28 protein-coding genes are annotated in these 26,200 nt (G+C 36.8%); 9 read left to right on the top strand and 19 right to left on the bottom strand.

Translation table 11 applies throughout. The annotated features are described in order from the left end of the window. Nucleotides 1-106 precede the first annotated feature (106 nt). From METBO_RS02840 to nadA, 3 genes are all read left to right on the top strand, one after another. The gene (locus METBO_RS02840; protein WP_013644159.1) at nt 107-1,552 is read left to right on the top strand and encodes an RtcB family protein; all 1,446 of its coding nucleotides are present in this window, start codon (nt 107-109) and stop codon (nt 1,550-1,552) included. Nucleotides 1,553-1,573: 21 nt separating this feature from the next. Next, nucleotides 1,574-2,335: an S-methyl-5'-thioadenosine phosphorylase gene (gene mtnP, locus METBO_RS02835; RefSeq protein ID WP_013644158.1), complete on the top strand. Its 762-nt coding sequence runs from the start codon at nt 1,574-1,576 to the stop codon at nt 2,333-2,335. A gap of 175 nt (nt 2,336-2,510) precedes the next feature. Further along, nucleotides 2,511-3,428, top strand: coding sequence for a quinolinate synthase NadA (gene nadA, locus METBO_RS02830; RefSeq protein ID WP_013644157.1), 918 nt, complete (start codon nt 2,511-2,513; stop codon nt 3,426-3,428). 49 nt (nt 3,429-3,477) lie between these two features. Here nadA and METBO_RS13815 read toward each other — a convergent pair whose 3' ends face one another. Next, nucleotides 3,478-3,624, bottom strand: a complete 147-nt coding sequence (locus tag METBO_RS13815; protein ID WP_013644156.1) for a hypothetical protein — start codon at nt 3,622-3,624, stop codon at nt 3,478-3,480. Between the two features lie 331 nt (nt 3,625-3,955). On the opposite strand from METBO_RS13815, the gene METBO_RS02825 reads away from it, so the two are divergent. Then, complete coding sequence (locus METBO_RS02825; RefSeq protein WP_013644155.1) at nt 3,956-5,080, top strand: DUF763 domain-containing protein; 1,125 nt, start codon at nt 3,956-3,958, stop codon at nt 5,078-5,080. A 32-nt stretch (nt 5,081-5,112) separates the two neighbouring features. Here METBO_RS02825 and METBO_RS02820 read toward each other — a convergent pair whose 3' ends face one another. Beyond that, entirely contained in the window at nt 5,113-5,568 is a 456-nt protein-coding gene (locus METBO_RS02820) for a dCTP deaminase (RefSeq protein ID WP_013644154.1), read from the bottom strand. A gap of 259 nt (nt 5,569-5,827) precedes the next feature. Between METBO_RS02820 and METBO_RS02815 the strand changes: the two genes are divergently transcribed. Together METBO_RS02815 and METBO_RS02810 are read left to right on the top strand one after the other, a co-directional pair. Beyond that, nucleotides 5,828-6,541 carry a class I SAM-dependent methyltransferase gene (locus METBO_RS02815; protein WP_227717237.1) on the top strand — a complete coding sequence of 238 codons (714 nt, stop codon included), beginning with the start codon at nt 5,828-5,830 and terminating at the stop codon, nt 6,539-6,541. 96 nt (nt 6,542-6,637) lie between these two features. After that, a complete protein-coding gene (locus tag METBO_RS02810) occupies nt 6,638-7,144 on the top strand; it encodes a PRC-barrel domain containing protein (protein WP_013644152.1) in 507 nt (168 codons plus the stop codon). Between the two features lie 46 nt (nt 7,145-7,190). Here METBO_RS02810 and ftsY read toward each other — a convergent pair whose 3' ends face one another. The 16 genes from ftsY to topA all read right to left on the bottom strand — a co-directional run bounded on the left by ftsY (nt 7,191) and on the right by topA (nt 20,427). Further along, the gene (ftsY, locus tag METBO_RS02805) at nt 7,191-8,474 is read right to left on the bottom strand and encodes a signal recognition particle-docking protein FtsY (RefSeq protein ID WP_013644151.1); all 1,284 of its coding nucleotides are present in this window, start codon (nt 8,472-8,474) and stop codon (nt 7,191-7,193) included. 53 nt (nt 8,475-8,527) lie between these two features. Beyond that, nucleotides 8,528-8,956, bottom strand: coding sequence for a prefoldin subunit alpha (pfdA, locus tag METBO_RS02800; RefSeq protein ID WP_013644150.1), 429 nt, complete (start codon nt 8,954-8,956; stop codon nt 8,528-8,530). Between the two features lie 5 nt (nt 8,957-8,961). Continuing rightward, nucleotides 8,962-9,192, bottom strand: a complete 231-nt coding sequence (gene rpl18a / locus METBO_RS02795) for a 50S ribosomal protein L18Ae (RefSeq protein WP_013644149.1) — start codon at nt 9,190-9,192, stop codon at nt 8,962-8,964. Next, nucleotides 9,189-9,863 (bottom strand): translation initiation factor IF-6, encoded by a 675-nt coding sequence (locus tag METBO_RS02790; RefSeq protein WP_013644148.1) that lies wholly within the window; start codon nt 9,861-9,863, stop codon nt 9,189-9,191. Before METBO_RS02790 ends, rpl18a begins: the two co-directional genes overlap by 4 nt. Before the next feature lie 12 nt (nt 9,864-9,875). Then, the gene (locus METBO_RS02785; RefSeq protein WP_013644147.1) at nt 9,876-10,121 is read right to left on the bottom strand and encodes a 50S ribosomal protein L31e; all 246 of its coding nucleotides are present in this window, start codon (nt 10,119-10,121) and stop codon (nt 9,876-9,878) included. A 9-nt stretch (nt 10,122-10,130) separates the two neighbouring features. Next, entirely contained in the window at nt 10,131-10,286 is a 156-nt protein-coding gene (locus METBO_RS02780) for a 50S ribosomal protein L39e (RefSeq protein WP_013644146.1), read from the bottom strand. Next, a complete protein-coding gene (locus tag METBO_RS02775; protein WP_013644145.1) occupies nt 10,279-10,875 on the bottom strand; it encodes a DUF7411 family protein in 597 nt (198 codons plus the stop codon). Before METBO_RS02775 ends, METBO_RS02780 begins: the two co-directional genes overlap by 8 nt. Before the next feature lie 19 nt (nt 10,876-10,894). Further along, nucleotides 10,895-11,242, bottom strand: coding sequence for a DNA-binding protein (locus METBO_RS02770; RefSeq protein ID WP_013644144.1), 348 nt, complete (start codon nt 11,240-11,242; stop codon nt 10,895-10,897). 11 nt (nt 11,243-11,253) lie between these two features. Then, entirely contained in the window at nt 11,254-11,691 is a 438-nt protein-coding gene (locus METBO_RS02765; RefSeq protein ID WP_013644143.1) for a 30S ribosomal protein S19e, read from the bottom strand. Nucleotides 11,692-11,701: 10 nt separating this feature from the next. Next, complete coding sequence (locus METBO_RS02760; RefSeq protein WP_048186326.1) at nt 11,702-11,941, bottom strand: YhbY family RNA-binding protein; 240 nt, start codon at nt 11,939-11,941, stop codon at nt 11,702-11,704. After that, a complete protein-coding gene (locus tag METBO_RS02755; RefSeq protein ID WP_013644141.1) occupies nt 11,910-12,308 on the bottom strand; it encodes a ribonuclease P protein component 4 in 399 nt (132 codons plus the stop codon). The genes METBO_RS02760 and METBO_RS02755 overlap by 32 nt, the downstream gene beginning before the upstream one ends. 246 nt (nt 12,309-12,554) lie before the next feature. After that, nucleotides 12,555-13,106 (bottom strand): adenylate kinase family protein, encoded by a 552-nt coding sequence (locus METBO_RS02750; protein ID WP_013644140.1) that lies wholly within the window; start codon nt 13,104-13,106, stop codon nt 12,555-12,557. 4 nt (nt 13,107-13,110) lie between these two features. Then, nucleotides 13,111-13,890 (bottom strand): sulfide-dependent adenosine diphosphate thiazole synthase, encoded by a 780-nt coding sequence (locus METBO_RS02745; RefSeq protein WP_013644139.1) that lies wholly within the window; start codon nt 13,888-13,890, stop codon nt 13,111-13,113. Nucleotides 13,891-13,972: 82 nt separating this feature from the next. Beyond that, entirely contained in the window at nt 13,973-15,067 is a 1,095-nt protein-coding gene (locus tag METBO_RS02740) for an OBG GTPase family GTP-binding protein (protein WP_013644138.1), read from the bottom strand. Nucleotides 15,068-15,333: 266 nt separating this feature from the next. Next, nucleotides 15,334-17,784, bottom strand: a complete 2,451-nt coding sequence (locus METBO_RS02735; protein ID WP_013644137.1) for an STT3 domain-containing protein — start codon at nt 17,782-17,784, stop codon at nt 15,334-15,336. A 315-nt stretch (nt 17,785-18,099) separates the two neighbouring features. Beyond that, on the bottom strand, nt 18,100-20,427 hold the full coding sequence (gene topA, locus METBO_RS02730; protein ID WP_013644136.1) for a DNA topoisomerase I: 2,328 nt from the start codon (nt 20,425-20,427) through the stop codon (nt 18,100-18,102). A gap of 364 nt (nt 20,428-20,791) precedes the next feature. On the opposite strand from topA, the gene METBO_RS02725 reads away from it, so the two are divergent. After that, nucleotides 20,792-21,316, top strand: a complete 525-nt coding sequence (locus tag METBO_RS02725; RefSeq protein ID WP_013644135.1) for a metallophosphoesterase — start codon at nt 20,792-20,794, stop codon at nt 21,314-21,316. Between the two features lie 2 nt (nt 21,317-21,318). Beyond that, entirely contained in the window at nt 21,319-21,933 is a 615-nt protein-coding gene (locus METBO_RS02720; RefSeq protein ID WP_013644134.1) for an RlmE family RNA methyltransferase, read from the top strand. A gap of 37 nt (nt 21,934-21,970) precedes the next feature. Here METBO_RS02720 and METBO_RS02715 read toward each other — a convergent pair whose 3' ends face one another. Further along, nucleotides 21,971-22,405 carry a hypothetical protein gene (locus tag METBO_RS02715; RefSeq protein ID WP_048186324.1) on the bottom strand — a complete coding sequence of 145 codons (435 nt, stop codon included), beginning with the start codon at nt 22,403-22,405 and terminating at the stop codon, nt 21,971-21,973. Nucleotides 22,406-22,655: 250 nt separating this feature from the next. Between METBO_RS02715 and METBO_RS02710 the strand changes: the two genes are divergently transcribed. Further along, the gene (locus tag METBO_RS02710; RefSeq protein WP_013644132.1) at nt 22,656-26,177 is read left to right on the top strand and encodes an LAGLIDADG family homing endonuclease; all 3,522 of its coding nucleotides are present in this window, start codon (nt 22,656-22,658) and stop codon (nt 26,175-26,177) included. Nucleotides 26,178-26,200 lie beyond the last annotated feature (23 nt).

The following is a 26,200-nucleotide window of genomic DNA, read 5'->3' as shown; positions in this document are numbered from 1 at the left end:
AAACCTATACAGTTAGCCAATGTTAACAAGATTATAAACTTTAATAATTGATTTTACATTTAAAAAGAAGATTATAATTAAAAAATTCTGTTTTGGAGAGTTGTTTATGGTTATGGAAGAATTAAAAAAGGTTAGAGATTGCGTATGGGAAATACCTTCCAGCTACAAGAAGGGTATGAGGGTGCCTGGAAGAATTTATCAGGATGATGAAGGAATTGAAGATCTTGAAAAGGGTGCAGCAGATCAAGTCGCAAATGTTGCAACACTCCCAGGAATTCAAAAATTTTCTATAGGCTTACCAGATATTCATTTTGGATATGGATTTAGTATCGGAGGAGTGGCAGCGTTCAGTTCAAGAACTGGAGTTATTAGTCCCGGCGGTGTAGGTTTTGACATAAACTGTGGAGTGAGAATGGTGAGGACTAACCTCACTGAAGACGATGTTAAACCTCGCATCAAAGAACTTATTGATACCTTGTTTAAAAACGTGCCATCAGGTGTAGGTAGTAAAGGTAAAGTTCGGTTAAAAGAGGGAGAAATTGACGATGTTTTAAACAACGGCGCAGAATGGGCTGTTGAAAACGGTTACGGTTGGGAATCTGATCTCAAGTTCCTTGAAGAAAATGGTAAGATGGAAAGTGCAGACTCCGAAGCAGTCAGTGCAAAGGCTAAAAAAAGAGGAATACCCCAACTAGGATCCCTTGGATCAGGAAATCACTTCTTAGAAATCCAGAAAATGGAAGAGATTTATGATGAAAAAGCTGCCAAAGCCTTTGGAATAGAGGAGGGCCAAATCACCATCATGATCCATTCTGGATCCAGAGGATGCGGACATCAGATATGTGCAGATTATTTGAGAACAATGGACAAAGCTTATAAAGCTTACAACATCGATCTTCCAGATCGTCAGCTTGCATGTGCACCTGTAGATTCTCAAGAAGCTCAAGATTATTTCAAAGCCATGTCTTGTGCTGCGAATTATGCTTGGACCAACAGACAGATGATCCTTCACTGGGTCAGAGAATCCTTTGAAGAGGTATACAAAAAGGATTCCCAAGATATGAATATGGGTGTGGTCTACGATGTAGCACACAACATAGCCAAAAAAGAAAAACATACCATCAAAGGGATTGAAACAGAAGTTTACGTCCACAGGAAGGGTGCTACAAGGGCCTTTGGTCCTGGAAGAGAGGAAATTCCTGAGGAGTACCGAAAAATTGGTCAGCCCGTCATGATCCCTGGTACAATGGGAACAGCATCATATATTTTGAAGGGAACAGAAACCGCCATGGAAGAAACATTTGGATCAACGGCCCATGGTGCTGGAAGAAAACTCAGTAGAGCTGGTGCTAAACGAGAATTCAACGGCGACGAAGTGAAGAGCATGCTTGCATCTAAAGGAATTACCTTAAAAGCAAATTCCATGCCAGTAGTTGCGGAAGAAGCACCCGGAGCATACAAAGATGTGGATCAGGTTGTTAACGTCTGTCACAAAGCAGGAATCTCATTATTAGTAGGTAAAATGATTCCAATTGGTGTAGCAAAGGGATAAAATAATTATTAGGTTATCAAAATGATTGGCATTATTGGAGGCACTGGAATTTATGAAATCGTCACTTTGGGTGATGAGATCGATACCAAGGTGATTAAAACTCCCTACGGTAAATCTCCCGAAGTTTCAATCTTTGAACTGCATGGAAAAGACGTTGTATTCATGCCCAGACATGCAAAGGGCCATTCTAATCCACCTCACATGGTGAACTACAGGGCCAATGTATATGCAATGAAGGAACTGGGAGTTGAAAGAATAATAGCAACAAATGCAGTAGGTTCGTTGGAAAAAACTGTGAAACCCGGTGATTTTATGGTTCCAAATGACTTTATCGATTTCACAAAGTTACGTCCTGGAACTTTTTACGACAGCCGTACAGTTCACGTGGATGTAACAGAACCTTACTGTAACTACATGCGAAGGATAATTTCTTCATCAGGAGACGTTGTAGAAAATGGAGTCTATGTTTGTACAGAAGGCCCTAGATTTGAAACACCGGCAGAAATTCAAATGTTTAAATTAATGGGCGGCACAGTAGTAGGCATGACAGGAATACCTGAAGCTGTACTTGCACGTGAACTGGAAATATGTTACGCAAGTATTTGTACGGTATCCAACTATGCAGCATCCATATCTCCAAATAATTTAACTATTGACGAAGTTTTCGAAATTATGGAGAAGAAAAAGCATGATCTGGTTTCACTAATGGATACTGCAATATCAAAAATGGGTGAAGAAAGGGATTGTGACTGTAAACATGCACTTAAAGGTGCAGAAATATAGGTTATTTACTACAACTATGTGTTTATTTGATCGTTATTTTTATTTACTGAGACGATCATGGATAGCAAATTTTTGTTGAATAAGCTTGATAACTATCAAAGAAATTTAAGAATCATTTAACCAGACTATTTTATCTTGGTTAATCACACCCATAATAATTATCAAGGATGATATTATGTTAAATAAACTTCAAAAAGAGATTATAGAACTAAAAAAGGAAAAAAATGCCATTATACTGGCACATAATTATCAAACTGGAGATATACAGGAAATTGCTGATTTCCTTGGAGATTCATTAGAGCTGTGTATCAAAGCATCTCAAATTGAAGATGCTGATATGGTTGTTTTCTGTGGAGTAGATTTCATGGCAGAAACTGCTGCAATTTTAAACCCTGAAAAATTGATTGTTCTGCCTGATAAGAATGCAGAATGTCCCATGGCTCATATGTTAAAAGCTGAAGAGATAAAAACCTATAAAAAAAGATATCCTGATGCCGCAGTAGTGCTTTATGTAAATACTCTTGCTGAGGCTAAGGCAGAAGCAGATATTTTATGTACATCTGCAAATGCAGTTAAAGTTGTGGAAAGTCTTGATAACGATAGAATACTTTTCGGTCCTGATACTAATTTAGGATGGTTCGTTTCCCACCAACTTAAAGACAAAGAGATCATACCTGCACCAGAAGGAGGTCATTGTTACGTGCATAAAATGTTTAACCTCGCAGACCTGTACTTCCTTAGGGAAAAATATCCCGAAGCAGATATTTTGGTACATCCTGAATGTGATGCAGAGGTGCAAGAATATGCAGACTATGTTTTGAGTACCGGCGGTATGATGGCCCATGCTAAAACCTCTGATAAGACCACATTTATTATTGCCACTGAGTACGACCTCGTAACCAGACTCAGAAGAGAAAATCCGGGTAAAACTTTTATACCTGCCCTTGATGATGCACTGTGTGAAACTATGAAACTTCACACCCTTGAAAAAGTGAAAAATTCTCTTTTAAACCAGGAATTTGTTGTGAAAGTCCCTGAGGATATTGCAAAAAAAGCAAAAACAGCCATTGATAGGATGCTAGACGTATCCTAATACCTATTTTTTTATTATTTGTTAAATAGAATAAGAATTAAAAAAAATTTTAAATAACATTCATCTGCTTCAAGATGGATTGTCTTTCATGTTTCAATTTTTTCAGCATCTCTTCATCCCTATCTTCTTGTTTTTCGAGATGAGCAATTGTAACTGTTATTGCTTGTAGGTTTGTTTCATTCTGATTTACAGGCATTTTTAACCTCCTATCTTAACTGTATCATATTTAACCTCATGATAATTAAAATAGTTTTGCATACCTTAAAAATAGTGTTTAAGCATGTTTAAGGAGAAGTTCACAAAAAAAAGCTAAAACCTTTTTCACACATTATTTAGTTTAAGTTACTTGTTTCATTGTTTCAAAAATAGCTTTAGCACTTTATTTACCCAAATATTAAATTACATCTCACATGCTCTAGCCTAAACTGAATATCATGAGCATAATAAAATTAGTTTAGTGAATAGTTGAAAACCAATTAGTGGGTAGAATAATTTTAATGTAAATATCAGTTGGACCGGGATTAGAAATGATGCAAAGAACTGTTGCAAACCTTCCACTTCACGGAGGAAAAGCTCCAAGATGGCTATTTCATAGGATGGTAAAGTTAACGGAAGGAATTGTGGATGTGATGTTGTATGAATACGATGCAAATGAATTTTTAAGAAGAATTTCTAATCCTTACTGGTTTCAGGCATTTTCTTGTGTACTTGGATTTGATTGGCATTCTTCAGGCACCACAACCACCACTTGTGGGGCTTTAAAAAGTGCTATAAACCCTGAAAAGCATGGAATAGTGGTTGGGGGTGGGAAGGGTAAAGCTTCTAGAAAAACTCCTTCAGATATTGAAAATGCTGGTGAAATATTTTCACTTTCCACCAATAAAATTGAGGATCTCATCCATTCAAGTAAGATATCAGCGAAGATAGATAATTCATGCGTTCAAGATGGGTACCAGCTCTACCATCATTCCTTCATTCTGACAGAAAAAGGTAAATGGGCAGTTATACAGCAGGGCATGAATCAGGAAAAAAGGTACGCTAGACGTTACCACTGGTTGGGGGAAGAAGTGGATGAGTTAACAGTGGATCCCCATAGAGGCATCTGTTGTGATGATGAAACAGCAAAAACTCTGAATATGACAGCGGATAAAAGCGATGCAACCCGAGATATAAGTGTTGATCTGATCTGTGACAATCCAGAACATCTGAAAAAATATTTCAAAGACAGAACAATCATTCCCAAATCCCAGTCCAAACTGGACTGTTATTTCAATGAGTATGAAATGCCAAAACACCACCCAGTACTAGATGAAGATCTTTCGGATAGGGAGTTTGAAGTGCTTAAACAGGCATGTGAAATTCAACCTTCAAACTACGAGGAGTTAATTTCATTAAATGGAATAGGACCCAAAAAAATACGGGCACTGGCACTCATATCAGATCTGGTGTATGGTTCCAAACCCAGCTGGGAAGATCCTGTCAAGTACAGTTTTACCCATGGTGGAAAAGACGGTTTTCCCTATCCAGTTGATAGAGAAGTCTATGATCATTCCATAATAACTATAAAAGAAGCTTTAGAGGATGCTAAAATAAATAAAAAAGACAAATATAATGCTTTGAAACGTTTGGAAACCCATATTAAATCAGGATAATCTTGAGAAGGTAAAATTTAATTTTGGGAGAATCATTCTGATTCCTGATAACTCCCATTGTATTCTCCAGATCCACTGACATCAAACACAACGCCCTGGGCAATCCTTTCTCCTTTTTTGACTTTGTAGTCGAAATCTCCATAGTTGTACACCATGAACTGGAGTGTTCCATAAAATCCAGGATCTCCAACAGCAGTGTGTACTGAAACAAATGAACGTAAAAGTGTTGATCTAGGCACATAAAGCATGGAATAACCCTTAGGTATCTTTATTTTCCTATCCACAGTCACCAGATATGATGTTTTTGGTTTCAATACATAAATAGGTGGTTCTAACTTTTCGATTTCTGGTAATTCTTTTTCATTATCAATTAATGAACCTGGACCCCTTTGGATAAAAACTTCATCGATCCTTAGATCGATACCAGAGGGTTGTACAAGTTCTTCAAAATCTGGAAACAATTTTTTAAGTTCATTTTCACCTATCATTAAACAAAACTCCTTGATAAATTAATTAAATTCAACAAATCTTTTTCTTGTATATGGTTTAGCTGGGCTTAAATTTTATGTTGCTCGTGTTATCAACACAACTCCCTCAAGATTTAAATGAGTTTTTTTAAATAATCCTGAGATTGTATTTTATAGTTTTTATCATTTTGAAATTCTTGATCTAAATGGAAAATTAAATGTGGCCCAATTGAAATAAATTGTATTGCTTAACAAAAGATAAAAGTCCAAGAATAATATTTTGAAGTACAATCAAATCGAAGGAGAAATCAATTTGGAACATGTAAAAGAACATTTTGAAGAGGAAGCTAAGGAATTTGATGACACCATAGTCAAGTTGATTCCAATGTATTCCCAGATGATAGACTCGATGATCCTCACCATACCCCAAGAGGTATCTGATGAATTTAAAGTTTTAGATCTTGGAACAGGTACCGGAAATGTATCTAAAGCCATTAAAGAAAAATTTAAACACGCAAGTATTGACTGTATCGATATTGCTGAGAAAATGATAGAAATGGCTAAGATCAAATTGGAAGGCTATACCGATATTCATTATTATACAGGAGACTTTTATGAGTTTGAATTTGAAGAGAAATATGATGTGGTTGTTTCATCACTGGCTCTGCACCATATAAAAACTGATGACGAAAAAAAGAAATTCTACCACAAAATTTACCACATACTCAAAGAGGGTGGAATATTCATTAATTCAGACAGTGTTCTTGGTTCAAATGAGAGAATGCAGAAACTTAACAAGGAAAAATGGAAAGAATTCATGTTAAACAATGTTTCTGAAGATGAGGTTGAAGATAAATGGGTTCCCCAGAGTAAAAAAGAGGATTATCCTGCACCAATAACCAATCATCTTAAATGGCTGGAAGAAGCCGGTTTTAAAGACTTGGATATTGTTTGGAAATATTATGGATGGGCTGTTTACTGCGGAACAAGATAATCGTCCAATTTTCAATAAAAAAAGTTTTTTATATTCTAAAAAACATAATTAATAGGTATATTGCATAGAATAACAATTTCAACTGGAGAAGGTGTTATGAAAGCGAGTGAATTTATTGGAATGAAAGTAATAGATAAAGAAGCAAATGAAATCGGAAAAGTAGCTGAAATTGCAGTCTTATTTAAACAATGTCTATTAGATAAAGTCTTCATATCAGTTGGCTCTGCTTTAAATAAAAAATTCTTGGTTGTTGTTGACGATGATATTGCAGAAGTTGGAGATTACCTGCAGTTAAAACTTAACACACAAGAAATTGAAGAACAAGTTAAAGTAGATAAAATTGAAAAATTTCTAGGCAAAGGAACCCGATACAACGAATTCATCGGAAAAACAGTCCTCAACAAAACAGGCATGGATGTGGGTAAAATATCTGATCTCATGATCGATCCAAAGGGTTGTCTCATTCACAACATCGTGGTAACCACAGGAGGCACATTTAACAAGAAACACCTCATGATATCAGATGAAGATATTGAAGCCATGGGCGACTACCTGATAATCAAATTGGATCAGGACCAGATAAACGACAGAATCGTAAACTAAGATTCTATCATCTTTTTTTTCATTAAAACTAAAAAAAATAGAAATTTCATTCCCCTAAAATTTGTTCAACCATCCATTCTGGTTTAAATTCTATTATATCAGAATATGATTGACCAACTCCAAGGAACAATATTGGTTTCTGAATAACGTATCCAATGGATAATGCTGCTCCACCCTTTGCATCTGCATCAGCCTTGGTAAGTATAATACCATCCACAGTTACTGCATCGTTGAACTTTTTGGCCTGTTCTACGGAATCATTGCCTGTTAAAGCATCCCCAACGTATATGATAAGATCAGGTTTAATGACACGTTTTATCTTCTTCATCTCGTCCATTAAGTTAATGTTGGTCTGCATCCTTCCAGCAGTATCCACAAGAACCAGTTCTTTACCCTTGGCCCTTGCATGGGCAACAGCATCAAATGCAACTGCAGCGGGGTCTGCACCCTTCTTGTGTTTGATTATTTTAACATCAAGATTATCTGCATGATGAGTCAATTGTTCTATGGCACCTGCTCTGAAGGTATCTGAAGCTGCAATGACTGGTGTGTAACCTTTGTTTATGAAATAAGTTGATATCTTTGCAATGGTAGTTGTTTTACCAGTACCATTTATACCAACGAACATGATCTTCAGGGGTTCTCCAGATTTTTTCGCTTCTTCCAATAGTGACGTCAAATCCTTCCCGGGAATATCAAGAATTTCGGATATGGCTTTTTTAAGAGCTTCCCTAGTAAACTCTGCAACATCACTCCTTCGCCTGATCTTCTGCCCCACCAGATCAGTCTTGACAGATGTAATAATTGTTTCTGCCACTTCCATTGCAACATCACCCTCTAAAAGTGACATTTCAAGTTCAAAAAGAATATCTTCTATGTCCTTTTCAGAAATGGTTTTATTGGTCACAAACGATAAAATTCCAGACTTATCATCTTCTTCCGGTTTCTCTTCAGATTCAGTGATTGTTTCATCAGCTGAAATTTCTTCAGTTTCAGATGTTTTTGAAGGCTTTGAATCTTCAGATTCTTCCTTTTCTGAGGATTTGTTACCACGTAAAAATCCCATAAAACCAGATTTTTTAGAATCAGATTCTGCTTCAGTTTCAGATGATTCTGTCTCAGAAACATCCTTTGAAGATTCAGTTAAATCATTCTTAGAAACAGCTTTGGAAGATTTATTTTCAGATGAGTCAGAACTAGGAACAGTCTCATCTTTAGATTTAATATCTGCAGCTGAAGAGTTAGAATCATCTAATTCTTCTTCTGAAGCCACATTATCTGAAATCTTTCCTATGGTACCCTTGAACTTTTTTTTCAGTGATTCAAACAAAGAGATTTCACTCTCCTATTTGTTGATAAAAATTTAAAAATAAGGAATATAATTTAAACAGAACCTTCTCCTTCAACCTTCTGCATTAAAGCTTCTGCTTCAGGACTTCTCTGACGTATGTAATCCGAAATCTTTTGAAGATCAGAAGTCATTTTGTCTCTTAATTCTTCAAGTTCGGTTTTTTGTTCTCCTATAGTCTCTTTAGCATCGGCAATTTTCTTTTTTACTGCCACACCTGCTCCAAGACCAATGATGACCTCGTCAGTATTTTTAAGTTCTGTTATTAGAAAGGATCCTGCACCTATTGGTACCAGAGTTTCTTCCTTATCTTCATCCTTAACTACTTCAAGGGTGTCTAATGCAACTGTAAGTTCAGCTATGGATGCATTTAAATTTTCAACCTGCTGCTGAATTACTTCTGCTTGACCCTGATAGGTATTTAATTCATTCATCAAAGCTTCAAGTCTTTGTCTGTCTTCCATACAGATCACCTGCTGGACAAAGCTTTGATCATTGGATCTTGAGCCTCTTCTTCAGAGATCTCCTTGATTTCATCAATGAATATTTTATTTCTGCCTATCCTGTGTTTGCTTCCAAACTCAGAATATATTTTTTCTTTAATATCGTCTTCACTTGTGGCTTTTAATTCCTTTGTGAAGTTTTTAAGGCCTTGGCCCATCATAAATTTTCCCTGAATTTTAAATACTTTTGTCTTCATAAATATCCCTCAAGAAAACCGAATGCTTCTTCTATTCTTGCAAGTTCTGGTCCTGTGGTACCCAAACCAACCATAACTCCATTTGAATTGGCAATTGAACAGGAGCCTACGAATTGTGTTCCGTTGTTAACTGTTCCAACATCAACAGGGACCTTGAAAAATTCTTCAAGATCTTTCAGTTCATCTTCTAGTGTTGCTGGATGTACCAAAACTCCCTTGTTTGTTGCGTTTGCCACGGATCCTGTAATTTTATAATTTGCTATGCTTCCACGTTTGACTTCCACATCCAATACATCTGATATTAGTTCAATGGCCTTATCAGATATTAGGGGATGTACAAGGGCTCCTGAATCATTTGCTAAAACAATGTTACCCACTGCTGTTAGCTTATCAGGAATTCTAGCAACCTCAACGCCTTTTTCTTTGAATACTTCTAATTCTTTGTCAAATGCGTACTTGGAAACAATGAAACCTTTGGAATTTCCACAGGTCAATGCTCCTGTAAGGTTACTACCACAAATTGGAGTTCTAATAACTTCAACACCTAAGGCTTCGTTTATTAGATCCTCCATACTGTCCAACATATTGGGTGGAGCAATGGCAATTTTATCGGAAACAGATATTGAAACACCCAAATTTGGGCTTCCATCCATGTTGATCCTTCTAATCATTTACTCACTCACCTATTCAACTAAGGTGACTAAGACAGATCCATCCTCTTCCTTTGTTGCCTTTACCTTAATTTTTGGTGGTACCTTCTGAATTCCCCTCTCCCAAATTTTCTCGTTAACTGCAGAGTCAATTACAATATCATCAGATTTCATGTGTCTTTGCATGAACTCTCTGACTATTCTAATTGCTTTTGGAGACCGGATGGTCCTTGGCACCCTTTTAACATCCCTTAATGGGATAACGTAAACTCTTTCCATTTAAATCACCTATGCTTTGACCTTACTTCTTCTCCATTGTCTCATCTTAGGATGAGTTCGGACTTTTCTTGATGTTTTAAGCATTACCCATAATGGTACGCGTCTGTTTTGTTTTGTGGCCTTAGAAAGTCTTAATTTCTTAGCGCATGGTTTATTTCTACTCATTTTTTCTCCATCCTATTACTCTTGATTGTAAATGTTCTGGGAATATTTTTAAGGCTGCACTGTCGCCTTCAATTTCTGAGATAAGAGTTCTTATCTCTATTTCATAGTCAGAATTATTATCCATGTTGGTTAATTCTTTTTTTACCTCGAATAGAGTTTTTGAAAGATGATTCATGGATTTATGACCAAATCCTCCCAGGTTGATATATTCAACGTTGTTTCTATCTTCAAAACTCCGAACTTCATTCATGTTGAGTTTTGGTATTCTATCATCCCGTCTGGTTCCATCTGCAACAACATCATATTCCTTGGCAACTAATTCCAATGCATATTTGTGCAGCTGATTTATACCGTTGTTTGGAAACCCATCACTTAAGATCGTTTGAACTGCAGATCTCATGGTATCAGAATCTGCATTCATCACCCTGTGATTGAAGTTTAGATTTGATGCAGACTCTGCTGCAGGTTTCCATGAAGGATAGATTCCATAATTTACAGTTACGAGTTCGACATCGTATCCTAATTTATTGAGGATAAATGCCATCAAAGAACTATCTTTTCCTCCACTGTAAAGTACACAAGCCTTCATTTATTCCAACATCTTCGTTTTATCTTCGGGTAATATTGATCTCTCTCTTCTGACCAGCAAGTTTTCTGAGAAGTTCTTTGAGCTGATCATCTGTAATTTTGTTTTGCACCCTACCCATCTGCGCAAGCTGAATTAACTGTAACTCGATCTGGTCCACAAATTCAGGTTTTGTGAGCCTGATGTTAGTGAGTCTTGCCCTAGCCTCAGGTGTTAATAACTGCATCATGGCCTGTCTTTTCTGGGCTTCAACTTCCCTGCGCATCTGTTCTTGTGATTCAGCCTGTGAAGATTGGTTTTGAGCTTGTTGAGCTTGCTGTTGCTGAAGCTCTTGCATTCTTCTGCGCCGAATTTCTTCGATGTCAGTCATTTAAGACCTCCTTAATACTTGGAAAGTTCTGGAATGTCTTTTATAATTTTGTGGGATGTTTTATCTAGGAATGATTTTCCTTCTGGGGTAACTAATCTTCCTTCACCAACTTTTCTTATGTAACCTGCATCTTCAAGCTGATGTAAAGCACCTCTTATGACTGCACCACTGCCTTTCTTAAATTTTTCAGGGCTGGTGCCTCTGTCTTTTTTTCCACCGTAGTAGGTTTTAAGACTGTTTACTCCAACTGGGCCATCCATGTAGACTTTTCTTAACACGGAAGCACATCTTACGTACCACCAGTCAGGGTTGTCGGGTCTTCTTTCTTTATGGACACCTGTTTTAACAAAGGTCGCCCATTCTGGCGTGTTTATACTTTTATTTTCGTTTAGCTCCTTTGCCACTTCGCTGATCAGCGAATCAGCAGGCACATCGTAAATTGTAGTCATATTTATCCTCCTATTTACCTCTTCTTTGTTTGAATATTACAGCAACGTTACCTCTAAAATCAATAAGTTTAGAATTAGATTTTTCAATGATCTCGGTAATATAGTTTTGTTTCTCTGCAGATATACCTTTTGAAAATCTAAGTTTTACAACTTCATTTTCTTTGAGTTGCCTTTTAATTTCATCGATGACATTGTCATTTATTTTGGATTTTCCTATGTTAATTGTGATGGTTGAAAGTGATCTGTTCATCAGTTCCTTTTTTGGAGGCGTTGTAATGTTCAATTTTCCTCCTCCTTCTTTCTTTTTTTTCAGTTATGTAGGGAATTCTGGCAACATGTCCACAGTCAAGGCATTTGATTACAACGCTTGAATTTATTAATCTTACTCTGCAGTTCAATCCGGGTTTCAGGAATTGATGGCAGCTGTGGCAGAACCTTCTGTTCCATTTGTCTGGTAGCTTGAGGTTGTACTTCTTTGCTATGTTTCGGGCCATCTCAACGTAACGGTGAGACCTTTCAGGATGTTGGTTAAATTCCTCATCTGCCCGGCTAAAAAGTATGTTTATTCTCTCTTCAGCTATTTTTAAAATCCATTTCGGTCTTCTTCCCCTTCTCAAAGTTTAACCTCTCATGGTAAACTAAAGTTACCAGAATATAGAACTATTAATCTTAAAAACTTAGCTCATAGGGTTTTGAATCCTTAAGGAGTAGATCCCTTAAAATTTAGAACTGTAACTTAAGAATAATATTATAGTTTATTCACCTTACCATTTAAAAAGCTTTCCCATCTAAACTTCATGATAATAAAAACTGGTAAAAGTACTGATAAATTATCATTTCATCAACTGCAAACAAGAAAACATCTAACTCTTGTACATGTACTCTAAAAAATTCACATCCCCTGGAGGAATATGTTTTTCCCCATTAACAATTTTAATTATCAGATCAACAACATCTTCAACTTCTAAATCTGTTGTATCTACTTCGTTAACCTTGTTTACATGGTTTTCCACGGCTTCAAATGTACAGATATCTAGGGCTTCAGCCTCAACATTTTCATTTACTTTAGATTCTGGCCAATTTCGTTTGGAGAGACGTTTTATAAGAATATCAGGTCTTGCCCTTAAAACCACTACACAGTCTATTAGATCGGAATTTTCTAAAAAATGTGCAAGATGTCCCTCAATGATGAGGCCATCCTTCTGGAAATTTATTATAATAGTTTCCAGTTCATGGCAAAGATCTTCCATATCTACTTCTTTGTATCCCTTTTCTGGATCGTACCCATGGTAAAGGTGTTTCTCTTCAACTAGATCGTTTACTGCAACCAGTGGAATGGAAAGTTTTTGGGAAAGCAGCTTTGATACTGTGGTTTTCCCTGTTCCAGGTGTTCCTGTGATTAAGATGACTGACATTTGATCATTTATCAAATTTTTCTATAATGACCTCGGCAACCCTTTCTCCTGATAAGAGCATACCACCAAATATTGGACCCATCCTTGGAGATCCATGGACCGCATTTGCAGCCATTCCTGTCACGTAAAGTCCAGGGTAAACCTCTGTTGTGTTGTCAACAACTAAACTTTCTGCTTTATCTGCCCACATGGATTTTTCACCCATGATCTTGCCGGTTTCAGTTTCTAATTCGACTTCCATCTTGTTTTCAAGAATTTTAACAACTTCACATGGATGTCCTGTTGCATCTATTACTGCTTTGGATCTTACTGTTAATGGATCTACGTGTAATCCTCCCATTTGAACTGCTGCCCAGTTGAGTACAACCCCTTCAACACCCTTGTCCTTCATCATCACGTCTTCTATTGCCATGAGGTTGAAGATCTTTAATCCTGCCTGAACTGCCTTTGAACATATTGTGGATACGCATTCAATTGAATCTGCAACAAAGTAACCTTCACTGTACTCCTTGGTCTTTATTCCGAACTCATCAAGGATTCGTTTACTTTCTTCTTGGACAACGATCTTGTTGAACATCATACCGCCACCCCACATTCCACCACCCATGGAAAGCTTTTTTTCGAATAAAGCCACTTTATAGCCTGCTTTAGCCAGATAATATCCTGCTGTAAGTCCTGCAGGACCTCCCCCACCAATAGCAACATCCATGTCTGTGTAATCAAGGAAATCTTGCATATATTCTTCAATTATCGCTTTTGAAACAATTATATCATCCAGTTTCATTTTTTCACCATTCTACTATTGTCTTTTATTGTATAAAAATTCTTCTTACAAAAAAAATCCAGCCATTTTTGAGTCGGCTGGATCACTTTTTAATGATCAGTCTTAAAATATCTTTATCCTTCAAAACATGTTCCAGTCCAACCTTCTGTCCTGGAAACTTAACAGAAGATCCCCAAACCTTGGCATGTCGGAAGTTTCTGACAAAATCTCTGTGTAATTTTGCTGCAACATCACCAACAGTTGAACCTTGTCTGATTATCATGGGCTCTTCCAGATCTGCCTTTTTACCTTGGGGCTTTAAATATAGGCGTATTAATTTTAATCTTTCAAATATTTCGTCTTTAAGTTCATCGACATTGATACCTTTATCTGCTGCTATGAACATTGCATCTGGCATTTTAGTTTTTAGTTCTTCGATGTACTTTTCATCTGCAAGATCGATTTTATTTATTACCACAAGCATAGGCACGTAGATACAACTTGGATCCATGGAATCTACAAATCTATCGATGGTGGCATCTTCCCTAATAAGTACATCTGCACTGTGTATTCCGTACTCGTTAAGAATAGATCTTATAGTTTTTTCATCTATGTTAGTCAGGGGAACTGTGTTAATAAGGTTAATTCCACCCATTTTGTTTTGTTTGACTGTAACATCAGGAGGTAGTTCGTTTGCCCTTATACCTATATTTCTAAGTTCGTCTAAGATAACTTTCATGTGTTGTGGGTTAAAAATGTCCAGAACCATGAGTATGAAATCTGCGTTACGGGCCACTGATAATATTTCCCTACCCCTACCTTTACCCTTGGATGCTCCTGTGATTATTCCAGGAATATCCAGGATCTGTATTTTTGCTCCCCTGTAGTGCATCACACCAGGAACTATGTCCAGAGTTGTGAATTCGTAAGCTCCTGTTTTGGATTCTGCATTGGTAAGTTGGTTCAATATTGTTGATTTACCCACAGATGGAAATCCAAGAAGAACAACCGTGGAATCACCACTCTTTTTGACATGAAAACCTTTGCCCTTAGTTCCAGAACTGCTCCTTGCTAGAGCATCTTCTTTAAGCTTGGAGACTTTGGCTTTTAACTTTCCTACGTGGTGGGAAGTTGCCTTGTTGTATGGAGTTTTCTTGATCTCCTCTTCAATTTCTCTTATTCTATCTTCAATAGCCATAAAACTCACATAAAATTAGTTTAAGATGATAATAAACTGAAATTAACTTATTTAATTGATGACAAGAACAGTATTTTGTAATGTATTCATGATCATCAAATTTCATTTAGTACTATATCTTCTTTGATCCGATTTAATTAATAAGTTAATCCATGGATTCAATTTGAGAGCCATGCTTTTTATAAATTAATTGTATGTCATTCCACTTAATACAGTTTTTAATTGGGACAGTTTCAATTAAAAATAAAAAAAATGGGGGGGGTGTTTTAACTCACACCCCAAACCATTACTCCTGGCTGACCATACAATGCTTTGAACTGGGTTAAACCTGCTCCTCCCTCGAAGAACAGTCTTGTGAACATGGAATTTTCCAGTTCTTTGTTCATGGCAACACCTATGAGGGTGTTGTTCTGGTTAATCAGAAGTATTGAGTACTGGCTTGAATTTGAAACGACTTGCTGTGTAATGTTGTTGCTGTTTATTATTGTCAGTGTGTGTGGCTCTATTAATAGAGATCCGTTTCCTGTGGTTAATTCATTGGATATCTGCGTTACTATGGTATTTGTATCGTTGGTTGTTAATGCACTCGTATCTATAATTCCTGCACTGTAACTCGTACCATTTTGCTGGGCAACAACTGCGTTGCCACCAATGTAAAGTGTTTTGTTGTTAATGGTTGTTGAGTTAAGCTGTGAAGCTAAGTACTGGTAGTTTGTTCCGTTGTTGCTTGTGAAGTTCCAACTTCCAAAGTAAGACCACCATCCTGCTTTTCCAACCATGTCTGAACTTGTGATAAACACATGTGGAGTTGGGTTATCTGGATGTGTGTACTGTGCTATTGTTTGTGCCTGATCCTGTGTGAGTCCATACTGCGAAGTCATTGCAGTGATTGCATCAGTTTTATTCAGTCCCAGTATACCGTTTAGGATATCAGCACTCTTTCCAGAATTATTGGTGTAATTGTCCAGAGTTTGCGGAGCAAGATCACCACTAGATGCAAGCATTCTTAGAATTCCAGCAGATAATGTTTCATTATCTGTTAACAGTGCCTTGCCAACCCAATAAGCTCTTGGACTGTTCTGAGAGGACCCATCAAATGTTGCGGCCCTGTCCGCCACATCTGTAAACAGATGTCCGTAGTCCCACCATGATGTGATTACAGTGTTGTTTGGAGTGTTGTTCTTGATGTACGAGAGGGAGTTGACCATTGAATCATCTGTTCCCGGAACCACTGAATTGGATATGGAATAGGCTGATGCAACTGGTGAAAATGCTACTGCTATTAAAACAACAGCCATTATGACCTTTTGGTACGAAACATTTTCCACATGATCCTTCACATAGTAATATAGAAGTCCCACGAATATTCCTGCTGTAAGTGTTATTGGTAATGAGAAGTTTTCAATGAACCTAACACCTTTGGTCATAGCGTAAATTGTAATTACGAGCCATACACCAAACAACACAGTGTACAATATGTAATTTCTCTTTAACGTGACTATGTCAAGCTTAACTGCAGGTTTTTCAGGAGGTTCTACTTCTTTAGTTTCTTCCTTACGTTTAGATCTGCTCTTCCTTCTAGGCTTTCTTTTTCTTGTAGGCTCTTCTTCTTTGACTTTATCTATGGTAAAGAATCTCCAAATTAATGCCACAATACCTAAAATTCCGAATATGAATGGCAAGTAACCGCCCACACCGTTGATTATATCTGATAATCCTGGAATCTGAAGTTCTGAAACAGATACATAAACGTTAGGGTATGACGATGATCCAACTGTTGATTGGATTTTGCTTACACTCACTGGTTCTGTTAGTGCTGATGCCAATCCAGAGACACCTAGGACTAGTCCCATGAGTAACAAACTCAGAACTATGAACACTACCAGGGAGTAAAGGTCAGGTTTGTCTTTAAACCAAGCAAATTTGCTCAGAAGATTTCCCTTGAAGTTCCCAGCCATTGGTTTTGGTTCTAATTTGAACACAAACTGGGTGAGTATAAGGTAAACTACGGCCGATCCTATGATTATATAGAATATGTACCACCATCCCTGCCAAGCCATCGTGAATATCATCATTGAAAATGCTGATAATGCCCCGAAGATGGTTTTTTTCTTGATATCCTTGGCAAGCATGCTTAAAACAAAGAAGTATACCACTAATAATGGTAACAACATGTTGAACATGTCTGTATCAAAGAATCCTGCAAATGTATGGGAGAAATATGCTGGAGCAAGACCAACCAGTAATCCTGCTGCAACACCACCATAATCATTTGTAATACGCCTTATTAGTAAATAGGCAGGTATAACTGCTAATGAACCGACTATAGGTCCCATCCAAAAGGCTACCGCCGCTAGTGGAACTTTTGCAAATGCATTTGCAAGTTTATAGGCCCCAACAGTTATGATTGAGATTAAAGGAGGATACTCTGCACTTTGTCCCGATGGGTATGATGAATGAAGGTCCCATTGAGTTCCGTTGATCTTGGTGTCCCCAAGGTAACCATGATCAAGCAGATCCGCAGTTAACCTTAAATTGTAGTAGGAGTCCATTTCACTGAAGTAGGGTTGTCCGTTTTGATCCTCGTAGTAAGCTTTCATCTGATCTGGCACACCATTTATGGATGCCGCTTCAGCTCTTATGAAAAACACGAGGAAAAACAATATAAGAATGATAATTATTGGTTTGTATTTGCTAATCAAATCTTTTGCACTCATATTATCTCCTGTGATCCATGACTTTTTTTTAATTCTCTATTGTTTCACATTAGTATACTAAATTATTATACCTTTTTATTTTTTCGTAAAAATAAACTAAAAAAATGGATATTTCTCAGATATTCATCAAATTTTATCTAGAATTGTAAGAATATCCATCCACTATTCAGGGATAAATTTGAAATATAATATTATAATCTGTGAAAATAGGTGTTAGTTGAATGGTAAATCACCGGATACAATTTACCTAAAATAGTTGATCCACCTTGTAAATTAAAAACTAGATCACTGAAATAAAAAAAATTAGGGGAAAATTTATGATGATCTCTTAGAAACCTTCCGGGTTTTTGTGACCTTTCTGGAAGATTTTTTCGGAGTTGCCTTTTTAACAGCGGTTTTACCAGATTTTTTCGCGGTTGCTTTTTTAACAGCGGTTTTACCAGATTTTTTCGCAGCTGCCTTTATTGGCTTATTTGTTGAATTTGGAACTCCCGAAACCTCGGGTGCAGGTTCGTCCAACGACCGAGTATATCTACATTTAGGAAACGCTGAACAACCTATAAATTCTCCGTAACGTCCTGAACGTTTGATTAAATCTTTTCCACAGTCTGGACATACTCCCACAATTTCATTTGATGGTTCCTGTCCATCTTTACCGCATTTAGGATCTAAACAAGCCCTTTGTCTTGGTTTTCCAAATGAGATCATTGGAAGGCCACACTCTTCACAAGTTGTTTTGAGTATTGTGGCACCCCTAGGTAATGAAAATGTAGATTTACATTCTGGATACCCTGAGCAACCAACAAAACTGTTACTCCTTGGAGAATCGATTAGTACTAAATTACCTCCACATTTACATTTACCAACTACCCTGCTTTCCCTGTAGGATTTGTAAAGTTGTTCACCAATCACAGCCTTGTTCTTATCTATATCATCCAGTATGGAAGTGAGTTCAATCTTAGCCTCTTCGATGATGTTGTCCTTATTTACAGAGCCTTCAATGATATCTTCAAGCCGTGTTTCAAATTCCCTTGTCATTTCTTCGCTGGTTATTTTATTTGAGTACTCCTTCAAAGTGTCTATGAGATGTTCTCCAAGTTCGTTTACCTTAATCTTTTTACCTTCCACAAATTTACGGTCGTAAAGAATGGATATAATGTTTGCACGTGTGGATTTAGTTCCAAGACCTCTTTTTTCCAATTCTCGTATGAGTGAAGCTTGATTGTATCTTGCTGGTGGTTTGGTTTCCTTCTCTTCACTCCTAACAGCTTCCACAAGCAATTCATCATCCTTACTTATGGTGGGGAAACTGTCATTTTCTGCCTTTTTAAAGGGAGTTAACTCCATCCAACCCAGCTTTGCCATTCTTTTTCTTGAAAAGCTGAAGTCTTGATCACCTATTTTCAGACTTGTTTTCATGGATTCTAGCAATCCATTCTCTCCAAATACTGAAATGAATCTGTAGGTGATAAGTTCGTAGAGCTTTCTGTCATCCGTAGATAATTCCTTAGGAATGACACCAGTTGGGTGAATTGCAGGGTGTGCTGCATCGGTTTTCTTACCCTCATTTGGTTTGTAAGGTTTTTTCAGTTTGGCTATCTGATTTCTAAATGAACCACTGTAACTGAGTTTTTTGAGAATTTTATCCACACCAATACTCTTGGGAAGTTTCTGGGAAGATGTACGTGGATATGATGTGAAACCCTCTGTATAGAGATTTTGAGCAATTTGCTGGGTTTTTTTAGGACTGAACCCAAACACTGCATAGGCTTCAGACTGGAGTGATCCTAGATCGAATGGGAAAGGGGGTGCCTTGACAGTTTCCCTAACATCTATACCATCAACAACTGCATTCTTCCCATCACAGTCTGCAAATATTTCGTCGGCAACATTTTTGTCGAATATCTTTCCAGCCTTATGATCTGCTGTAACCAACTCATCTATTCCAGGAACATCGAGATCTGCTTTGATCATCCAGTAAGGTTCTGGTATAAATTTCTGGATCTCCTTCTCCCTTTCCACGAGTATGGCGAGTGTTGGTGTTTGTACTCGGCCGGCTGAAAGTTGAATGTAACGTTTAGTTGTCTCCATAACAGATTCTGTGAGTGATTTGGAGATATTAACACCGAAGAGAAAATCCAGAACATGTCTGGCAATTCCACTGTCCACCTGATTAAAATCAATGTTCAATGGTTTTTCATATGCTGCTGTTATATCTTCATTTGTCAGTGTCGAGAATTTCATTCTAACAGCATTATCGAGACTGTTCTCTCCACAGGCATATTTCAATGCGTTGTACCCTATCAGGGTCCCTTCTATATCGTAATCGCATGCATGCACAAATCTGTCTGCATTCTTTGAGAATTTCTTAATAGCATCGACATAATCCTTAACATATTTCTTTTTCTTGTCTTTAGCGTATAAGGGAACCCATTCAACATCAAATAATCGTCCCTTATTCTTATTTTTAGGAGCAAGTGAATATAAATGACCTACTGCAGTTAAAACAGTTGTTTTATTTCCATTTTCTTCAAATTCGTAGTAAGAAACTTTTTTATACTTTTTTTTGGTCGAATTTTTTGAAAGAGCCGAAGCAATCTTCTCAGAAGCTTTGGGTTTCTCACATATTATAACTTCATGCATTATATCACTCACAAGCCTGTTTAACTAACAATAACAATGAACTCAGATCATGACCCCACTCGATCAAGACCCATTATAATTATACATCTAAAAATTATTCCATTTTCCCTTTATGATCAGATCAATTGGACTTTCTATTATTATAAAAATTAGGACATATATATAATATACCCAAAAAATCTAAAACTAAATTAAATAAGTTCTACTTACAACTTAATTCAAAAATATTTTCATTATAATAATATGAATTAAATTGAACTAATTTTTTTTAATTCAAATCTACTTTAGCTATTAAACACAGATAATGTGGATGTAAAAAAAAAAAAATAAAAAAAATTGAATTTAATGATATGAGGAAAGTATCATGTTAATTGGTTTAATATCAGACACACACATCCCTGAAAGAGCAAACAAAATACCAGAAAAAGTTTTAGAAGTTTTCAAAGGTGTTGAAATGATTATGCATGCAGGAGATCTAGTTTCAAGGGACGTTCTTGAAGAGCTGGAGGAAGTTGCCCCCACAATCTGTGTACAGGGCAACATGGACAGGATGTATGGACTAAAAATTCCAAAAAGGGAAGTAATAACAGTGGAAAACTTCACAATTGGATTGGATCATGGTGAAGTTTATCCACGTGGTGATACACAACAGTTGAAATATATTGGGATGGAAATGGGGGTCGATGTTTTGGTAACTGGACACACCCATACACCTTTTATAAAAGAACTGGAAAATTTGGTGCTTTTAAATCCAGGAAGTCCAACAGTTCCCAGAATGTCAGATCCAACTGTTATGTTAGTTGATGTGGAGAAAAACGATCTAAATGCACAGATAATTAAACTTGGTGATTCCACATGTAAATCCCTAAATTACAAAGGGAGGATTTAATTATGGGAAAAAAATGGAACAGCGAAAGGAAAACAGAACATTATTACAAAATGGCTAAAAAACAGAACTACAGATCCAGGGCATCCTACAAACTTCAACAGCTCAACAAACGTTTCAAAGTAATCAAAGCAGCAGACAAGGTAGTTGATTTGGGCGCAGCACCAGGAGGCTGGTCACAGATAGCTCTTGAAGCTGTTGGAGAAGAAGGCACCGTAGTAGGGGTGGATCTGGAATGGATAAGACCGTTAGATGAAGAAAATTTCCACACAGTCAGAGGTGATTTCACCAAGGATGAAACCTTAAAAGAAGTGAAAGATTTGATCAATGGAACTGCTCAAGTAGTAATATCAGATGCAGCCCCAAAATTAACTGGGATAAAAGATATTGACACCATAAGATCTACTGATCTAGCTGACAATGCATTGACAGTCTGTGATCATGTGCTTATGCAGGGTGGAAATTTTGTTTTGAAGGTATTTCAAGGTGTAGAATACGACAATATAATAAAGAACATTAAAGAACGATTCAAAGTAGTAAAAACAACAAAACCTCCTTCATCAAGGAAGGCTAGTGTTGAAATGTACGTTGTTGCAAAAGGTTTCAGAAGGATGTTCTAAGGAAATAGTAAAACAGATATAATCCCCTAATAAGGGATCATAACATTCCTTTCACACTTGCCAAACTAGATCTTGCAGTGTTTAACTGGGACTGAGCAGCGTTTATTCTTTGTGTCACCTCATCCTTAGATTTTCCTGCTGACAAAGCACTTTCGACATCATTTATATCAGAATTTGCCTTAACAAGCTCCAATTTAGCATTTATAAATGCTGTTTTAGCATTTTTATTGTTTGAAGTATCAACAGATTGCTGGACACTTGTAAACTGATCATTTAAAGTATTATAATCTGATTTAAGAACAGCAAGCTGATCGTAAGCAGAACCACTACCCACATCAGTTGTGATTGAAGATGTAAGGGAACTAATTCCAATATAAGCGAAGAGTACTAAAGTTGCAATGATTAAGATAATACCAAGAACAGAGATGCTCATGGAAGTAGCTTTAAATAAATTTAATCTGGATCTCTTCATTTTTTTCACCATTTATTAGATAGTTCATCTGTTTTATTAAATTTATCCAAGACAGGAACTATTACCAATTTCTATCAATTAATTTACTGCAATAAATAAATTATTGAGTATCGTATATATTAACTTAATATTTAATGATCACTAGAAAAAATTACTACTTCTAGAAAAATTTAAACCATATCAGTAACATCGATGTATCATCGATAAATAGTATCATAGTTGATTTTTTATAATAATTTGAGGAGTATAAATGGAAGCAACTTCATCCACAGAAAAGTCCAAACCATCAGTAGCAAAATTTGAAGAGTTTTTCAGTACCAAATACAAAGATACTATCTTTGAAGCCCTAGAAAAGTATCCAGACGAAAGATCCGTGGTTGTCAGTTATTCAGAGCTGGAAATGTTCGACCCAGATCTCGCAGATCTTCTCATAGAAAAACCAGAGGAAGTAATAAAAGCCTCTCAAAAGGCAATAAAAAATATTGACCCCCTCGGTAAAAATGCAGAACTTAACATTAGATTTGAGGCTATTCGTAACAACATTCAGCTTAGATTCTTGAGAAGTAAATACATCGGGAAGTTTGTGGCTGTTGACGGAATTATTCGTAAAACAGATGAGATCCGTCCAAGGATAATAAACGCCCTTTTTGAATGTAGAAGTTGTATGAGACTTCAGGAAGTTCCCCAGACAAGTAATCTAATAAGTGAACCTGCACTCTGTCAGGACTGTGGCGGTAGATCCTTCAGATTGTTACAGGAAGAATCAGAGTTCATGGATACACAAACCACCAAATTACAGGAACCCCTTGAAAATTTATCTGGTGGTGAAGAACCAAAACAGATATCAGTTGTTATGGAAGACGATTTGGTTGACTCACTCACTCCTGGAGACATCGTAAAGATTACCGGTATAATGAAGACTGTGAGGGATGAAAAAACCAAGCGGTTCAAGAATTATATTTACTGCAACTACATAGAACCTCTTGAAAAGGAATTTGAAGAGCTTAAAATTAGTGAAGAGGATGAAGAGGAAATAAAGAGGCTTGCAGCTGATCCTGATGTTTACAACAAGATCATAAGTTCAACAGCACCTTCAATTCAAGGTTATAGAGAAGTCAAAGAAGCCATTGCCCTTCAATTATTCGGTGGTTCTCCTAAGGAACTGGAGGATAAAACCAGGATAAGGGGAGATATCCATATCTTGATTGTTGGAGACCCTGGTATTGGTAAATCTCAGATGCTTAAGTACGTATCCAAACTAGCACCCAGAGGTATTTACACCAGCGGTAAAGGTACGAGTGGTGTTGGATTGACTGCTGCAGCTGTTCGTGACGAATTTGGAGGGTGGTCACTCGAAGCAGGTGCTCTTGTTTTAGGAGATAGGGGTAATGTATGTGTTGATGAGCTGGATAAGATGCGTTCAGAGGACCGTTCGGCTATTCACGAGGCACTCGAGCAGCAAAGTTATCATAAGGACTTTGAAATTTTATTGGGAAATGGTAAAAAGGTTAAAATCGGTGAATTCGTAGACGAACATATCCAAAATAATCAGAATGAAGTTATCTTAGGAAAGGATACTGAAATTTTAGAGGTGGATGATCTCGAGGTTATGGCCTACGATCTAGAAAAATTAGGCCTTATAAATGTTAAAGCCGATAGAATAAGCAGACATAAAGCCCCCTCCAACCTTGTAGAAATTGTATTTAGCAATGGTAGGACTGTTACCGTTACACCAGAACATCCAGTTTTAAAATGGGATAAAAATGTTGAAGCTGTGAATGCAGAAGAACTTAAGGAAAATGACATAGTATTGGGTGTTAATGAATATATTACTTCTGTGAATGATGATATAAGCTCAAACACCGCATCATTTTTAGGATTTTTGCTTTCTGAAGGGCATTCTTACAAGAATGAAGATAATGGAGTTTATGAGATTGGATTCAGCAATACAGATGAAAATCTGATAGAAGAGTTCAAAAATATTGCAGAAAATGGCGACATAGGATATATTGTTTCTAAACGAGAAAAAGAAGGGTGTAAAGACCTTTTTACTGTCAGAATTAATTCTAAATCATTTTACAATGAAATGGAAAATGAATTTCCAGAAGTGTTTTTAAGAGAAGAAGGTTTAAGACCTGCAAGGATGAAAAGAATTCCAAATAAAGTCTTGATGAGCTCAAATATTAATAAAAAAGCATTTCTAAATTCATACTTCAAGGGAGATGGGTTTGTAGATAAATTAAGAATCGGGTACTCAACATCTTCAATAAAAATGGCTGAAGATTTACAAGATATGCTTCTAATGTTAGGAATATATTCTTATATTTTCAAAGAAGAACGGGAAGAAGGAATATATTATAAGGTTACTTTGAGTGGAAAAGCTAATATGGAAAGATTTGCGGATATTGTCCCCGATGATCACCGCATGGATAGAATTAAAGACATAATAAATACTTCTGGAAATAAGAAAAACGATAGGGACATAATTCCCCACGACATTATTGTAGATCTTTACGACATCCTTAAAGGGCTCAGAATTTGTGATGGGAAGCTTCGAAACAACATAAAAAGAAAGCAGAATGCACATAGATTAACTTTAAATAGATATGTTAACGAAGCTGAAACTCTTCTAAACGAAATAAAGGTTGGTTTAGAAAATAATGAAATTAACAGTGCCGAGAAAATTTACAGGGTGAGTGAACTTTCAAAAGACTTGGATATTCCACATACAAGCTTGAGAAATTTATTAACTAATGGTCATGAAGAAACAACTAAAATATTGTTTAACAAAGCAAATACACGACTCGATAAACTAAATAAAAAATTAAGTCATGTAAAAAAATACGTTCAAGGAAATGTGAGATTTCTCACGGTTAAAAATGTGGAAAAAATTGAAAACAATGATTCCAAGTGGGTATACGACATCACAGTTGAACCTCAACATTTATTCGCATCACATGGACTCGTACTTCATAATACCATTTCAATAGCCAAGGCAGGTATTATGGCAACATTAAACTCCCGTTGTTCTGTTCTTGCAGCAGCTAACCCTAAATTTGGAAGATTTGATCAGTACAAATCCATAGGTGAACAGATCGATCTACCATCCCCGATTCTGTCACGTTTCGATCTGATATTTGTAGTCGAAGATAAACCTGATGTGGAAAGGGACACTAAACTGGCAGCACATATTCTGAGAATACACAAGGACACTTCAATACCATTTGAGATAGAACCGGAATTATTGAGGAAGTACATTGCTTATGCAAGAAGGGAAGTGAGTCCTAAACTCACAGCAGATGCAATTACAGTTCTCCAAGAATTTTACGTGGGAATGAGGGGAGGAGCTGCAGAAGATGATTCTCCAGTTCCAATAACTGCAAGGCAGCTTGAAGCTTTGATCAGACTTTCTGAAGCCAGTTCCAGGATCAGACTTGGAACCGAGGTAACGAAGGCCGATGCCCAACGAGCCATCACCATTCAACAGAAATGTATGAAACAGGTGGGTTACGATCCTGAAACTGGAAAACTTGATATTGACAAGGTTGAAGGTCGTCCTGCAAAATCTGACAGGGATAAAATCCGTCTTGTGACCGAAATCATCGGTGAACTCAGTGAAGAGTACGGTGGAAGAACACCAAAAAACATACTTATAACTGAAATGTCCGATAGATATAATATGAGTGAAGAAAAGGCTGAAGAAATTGTAAAAATCCTAAAGAGGAAGGGTATAATATTCGAACCTCAGCAGGGATATTATAAAATAGCCTAAAATAAAACTTCTTCAATCATTTT

The organism is Methanobacterium lacus (assembly GCF_000191585.1).
In the GTDB taxonomy this organism is placed as follows: Archaea; Methanobacteriota; Methanobacteria; order Methanobacteriales; family Methanobacteriaceae; genus Methanobacterium_B; species Methanobacterium_B lacus.
The sequence above is the reverse complement of the archived record's forward strand: the minus strand, read 5'-3'. Positions and strand labels throughout refer to the sequence as shown.